The sequence below is a fragment of the Candidatus Nanogingivalis gingivitcus genome (genome assembly GCF_004151455.1).
Classification (GTDB): domain Bacteria; phylum Patescibacteriota; class Saccharimonadia; order Saccharimonadales; family Saccharimonadaceae; genus Nanogingivalis; species Nanogingivalis gingivitcus.
On the sequence record NZ_PRLK01000016.1, the window covers coordinates 1 to 4608 of the forward strand.

At 32.0% G+C, this 4608-nt stretch carries 6 protein-coding genes and 1 other annotated feature; of the genes, 1 reads left to right on the forward strand and 5 read right to left on the reverse strand.

All coding sequences use genetic code 11. The features are described from left to right. Positions 1-502: hypothetical protein (locus tag G6CMJM_RS03230; RefSeq protein WP_206660776.1), on the forward strand; the 502-nt coding region annotated here is incomplete at its 5' end. Positions 503-612: 110 nt separating this feature from the next. Here the strand turns inward: G6CMJM_RS03230 and rplL are convergent. The 5 genes from rplL to G6CMJM_RS03130 all read right to left on the reverse strand — a co-directional run bounded on the left by rplL (position 613) and on the right by G6CMJM_RS03130 (position 4190). Continuing rightward, positions 613-978 (reverse strand): 50S ribosomal protein L7/L12, encoded by a 366-nt coding sequence (rplL, locus tag G6CMJM_RS03110; RefSeq protein WP_129719017.1) that lies wholly within the window; start codon positions 976-978, stop codon positions 613-615. A 62-nt stretch (positions 979-1040) separates the two neighbouring features. Beyond that, complete coding sequence (gene rplJ / locus G6CMJM_RS03115; protein WP_129719018.1) at positions 1041-1550, reverse strand: 50S ribosomal protein L10; 510 nt, start codon at positions 1548-1550, stop codon at positions 1041-1043. Between the two features lie 40 nt (positions 1551-1590). Next, positions 1591-1737 (reverse strand) — a sequence feature (ribosomal protein L10 leader region). 111 nt (positions 1738-1848) lie between these two features. After that, a complete protein-coding gene (nusG, locus tag G6CMJM_RS03120) occupies positions 1849-2394 on the reverse strand; it encodes a transcription termination/antitermination protein NusG (protein ID WP_129719019.1) in 546 nt (181 codons plus the stop codon). A 21-nt stretch (positions 2395-2415) separates the two neighbouring features. Next, positions 2416-2823, reverse strand: a complete 408-nt coding sequence (gene secE, locus G6CMJM_RS03125) for a preprotein translocase subunit SecE (protein ID WP_129719020.1) — start codon at positions 2821-2823, stop codon at positions 2416-2418. Between the two features lie 77 nt (positions 2824-2900). Then, a complete protein-coding gene (locus G6CMJM_RS03130; RefSeq protein ID WP_129719021.1) occupies positions 2901-4190 on the reverse strand; it encodes a sensor histidine kinase in 1290 nt (429 codons plus the stop codon). Between the last annotated feature and the right edge of the window lie 418 nt (positions 4191-4608).

Consider the following 4608-nt stretch of genomic DNA (forward strand, 5'->3'; position numbering starts at 1 on the left):
TGTTGCTGGTTTAATATTCTTAATGGTTTTCTTAGCTCTGCCAGCACTACAACGGTCGCAAAGGGATATGCAGAGAAAGCAAGATCTTCTTATTGTTAAAGAAGCCGTAGAACAATGGATGATGGATCATAGGGTAAATATTACACATAACGACAAAAACTTAATGAAAATACGGGACGATCTAATATTAGATACAAAGTATGATAAAAAGAAAAGTAAATATTTTCAAAAGGAATTAGTAACCCCTAACGGAGGAGAGTATCATTTCAGCGTTGCTAGAATGGTTAACCTTAATCCTACAACTACATGTAGCAATGGTAAAACATGCTTTGATGAGTCCTTTTCTAAAAAATATACTGGCGGTATATTAGAGTTTATAAATATAAATTTCGGCACTAAATGCGCCGAAGATGGAAAGATAGAAATTGTAGGTTTGCAAGACAGGCCTTACACTATAACACTGGCCCTAGAAAATGCCGGAATAGCCTGCCTAGATAGTTAAAAACACCCAAGTTGCATAAACTAACCATTTATGCGTTACAATAAAAAAAGAGCTTTTCGGCTCTTTTTTATTGTAACTAATTTAGACCATTATTTAATATTGTTTTTAAATTAAGCAAGCTCAACTGTTGCGCCAGCTTCTTCAAGTTTCTTTTTAGCTTCTTCAGCTTCATCTTTAGAAACTTTTTCTTTAACTGGTGCAGGTGCGCCATCAACGATAGCTTTAGCTTCACCAAGTCCAAGACCTGTAATTTCTTTAACAGCTTTAATAACAGCAACTTTTTGTGCACCAGCATCTTTCAAAGTAACTGTAAATTCTGTTTTTTCGTCAGCAGCGTCACCAGCTACTGGGCCAGCAGCTACAGCAACAGCAGCTGGTTCAATTCCGTATTCTTCTTTTAGGTGTTCTTTTAATTCGTTAGCCTCAAGAATAGTCAATTTAACTAGTTCTTCAGCCAATTTTTTAATATCAGCCATTTTGACTCCTTTTTTCGTCCTATTAAACAATAGGTCTAAAATTAAATTTTAATAAGTATATATTAATTGGTTGCTTTTCGGAAATCCAAATCTTCGTTTGTAAGTCCACCAGTAATTGCATGAACTGGAGAAAGCAAAGTTTCGACGATTTGACCAATAAGTTGATCTTTGCTTGGAAGTTCTGAAAGTGTAGTAACAGTTTCAGTATCCATAACATCGCCATTGTCAGCAAAAGCACCAACAAGCTTTAGGTCTGGGTGGTTTTTTGCAAATTTACCAAGAACTTGAGCTGCAGCAATTTCGTCTTCAGTTGAAATTGCATATACTAATTGCCCTTTTAATGCAGAAGTGTCAGATTCTTTCAAATTCTCAACTTCTTGCATAGCTACTCGTACTAAGCGGTTTTTAACAACTTTAATTGAAACACCTGCTTCACGAGCATTTTTTCGTAGTTCTTGCAAATCAGCAACAGTTAAACCTTTATATTCAGCAAAAGCTGTCATTTTTGCATCTTTTAAAGCTTCGCTCAATTCAGCAACCAGTTGGTTCTTTTTATCGCGTGATAAAGCCATAAAAACTCCTTTTGGTTAAAATTAATCTGGTCTAAATTGTTAAATTACTTTAATAGCTTTGAAAAGTCCTCCCTCTCAAAACTCGTCGACAAAGATTACGATTAATTCGTAAAAAGAATCCTCGGTAGCAAATTAAGTCCGAAAATTCACGAACAGCTACTGTCTTTGGCAACTTACATTAATTTTAGCAAATTTTTACTATAAAGTCAATCTCTTAAAAATTCCTTTTATTCTTACCATTAATAATAAAAACTGCGAATATTCTTCGCAGTTTTTATTGTAACGTTATTATAGATTATTAAATCTTTTTAACTTGCAAGGCATCTAACTCAACTGGTGTTTCACGGCCAAACATAGAAACCATAACTTTAAGCTTACCTTTAACATCATCTATTTCAGAAACAGCACCCTCAAATCCTTTAAATGGACCATCTATAATATTAATAATTTCGCCTTCAGAGAAGCTAATATCATATTTAGGCTCTTCAGCACCCATACGTTTTTTAATATCACGCATTTCGGATTCACTAACAGGTGTTGGAGTGTCGGCACCAACAAATCCTGTTACGCCTGGTGTATTCCTGACTGCAAACCATGTTTCTTCCGTAAGGTTCATCTCAACCAAAACATAGCTTTGTAATATCTTACGTTCAACAACTTTGCGTTTACCGTTTTTAACTTCAATTTGCTTTTCTTTGGGTACTAAAATATCAAAAATTTTGTCAGCCATATCAACACTTTCAATTTTTTGGCGAAGACTGGCAGCAACCTTATCTTCATACCCTGCATAAGTAGTTACAGCATACCATTGTCTTGTTGAGTCGTATCGTTCCTGATTATTCATAATAATTTATCCGTTTCCTTTTTATTTAATTATAGTAGTAAATGCCCAGTTAAATATGCCGTCCAAAGCTAGCACTAAACCAGCAAAAAATAGAGAAAAGGCAATAACAGCACCTGTCATTTTCCAGGTTTCTCGACGATTTGGCCACCTTACTAATTTTAGTTCTTTCCAAGAATCTCGTAAATATCTACCAACTCCTGCAAAAGGCTTAAATATAATAGATAGTGGTTTAATGATAATAGCTAAAGCTTTAGGTAATTTACGCTTTACCTTTTTTTCTTTAAACTCTACACCTGCTACTTTAGCCGCATATTTACTTATTTTAGGTTTTTTTGAAGAATTTTCAGCTTTTTTAGTTTCTTTAACTTCTTTTTTAGCTTCACTGTCGTTAGCTTTTATCCGCTTAACCTTCGTTCCTGTTTTTGCCATTATTCTCCTTCTTATTACCAAAATTAAAAAGCCTAATAGGCTCGATATGTCAAGTATATATCAGTTATAGAGTAAAGTCAAGAAAGCTTTATATTGAACCAAAATTTAGAGCCATGATTCAATTTACTACTTAGTTCTATTTTAGTATCTAGTTTATCAGCTAGCTTAGAACTTACATACAAACCTAAACCAGTGCCTCCAGTTTCCCGCGTTCTATAATCTTCACTACGGTAAAACTTATCAAAAATCTTTTTCTGATCACTTTTACTAATACCAATGCCAGTATCTTCAACCATAAAACGAATATTTTTTTCATTATTAGTAATACTAATTTTAATTTCACCCTCTTTAGTATATTTTAAGGCGTTAGTTATTAGGTTTTGTAATAATTCTTCTAAATATAGTTCACTTGTTTTAATACTGGGCAAGTTATTATCCATAACTAATTCTAAATTTAACCCTTTATCATCAGCATTTTTATGGTATTTTTCTAGAATTTTTTGCCCTAAATCTTTAATATTTAGTTCTACAAATTTATCACCAACTCCTCTTTCGGCACGAGATAATGTAGATAAGTCATTTATCATTGTAGCTAAAAATTTAACTTGTTCATGTGTAATATCGGCATTTTTAGAAAGTACCTGCTTTGGCATATCCTTTTCTATGGCTAAGCTTAAGTTACTAATAGCACCCTCTGCAATAGTTACTGGCGTTCTTAATTCATGACTTACCACGCTAATAAACTCATCTCGCTCTTCATCTAGGGTTTTTTGTTTAGTGATATCTCTAATCATTAAAATATATTTTTTATCTTTTAGCCTTTCCTTAGTTAAGAACACATCAGAAACAGCCACTAATTCAATTTCAACTCTTATTTTTTCTTCACCTAAGCTAAATGATAGGTCATTACGAGAAAATAAGCTTTTATTTTTAACTAATACCTTTTTCAAGTTAAAAGTCTTACCATCTAAAGTAGTTAGTTTTAAAATATTATTAATATTTTTACCTATTAAGCTTGCATTAGTATCAAAAAAATCTAATGCAGCAGAATTATATAATTCTATATTACCTTTAATATCTACGCTAACTATAGCCTCCCTTATGCTATTAATAATAGCTAACACTTTTTCGTGTTCGTGAATAATATTTTTTTGTGCTTCAATTAAAGTATTTTGATTTTTCTTTTGGTCAAACAAGAAAAGTAAGAAAACAAGATCTAAGGAGATAACGGCTAGTAATGAAGATAGAAAATCACGGAATTCATCCTTACTAGTGATAGTTAGTACAATTTCTGCAAAAACAATAATTAGAACAGAAAAAAACCTAATTCGTAGATTATTACCTTCGCCCACCTGATTTGTTTTCATATTATCTTTATTATAACAATTAACAACTAAGCTAACAAGTAGTAAAAGCTTAATAACTTTTCCCTATAATACTCATATTGCTTTCATCTCTGCTCTATTTCTTTTGGTAGTCCTTCAGATATATCGTTAGTTATAGTATTGAATTTATCTAATATATCCACTATTTCTTTTTTTGATTTTCTAGAGGCGGGATAGGGATAGAGATATTTGCCATCTAGAATTGATCTTTTTTGTGATTATTATGTTCCTTCTTATATCACAAATTTTCCCTAATGTATTTCATTCTACAGGAGTATCTTTCAATAGTTCTTCTATGCTATTTATTTTCTATACCATTATCTTACCAAAAAATATTACTACTCTTATGTTTATCTTAATTATACTAGACGCTACGTAGCTTTAAAATATAAATAAAACA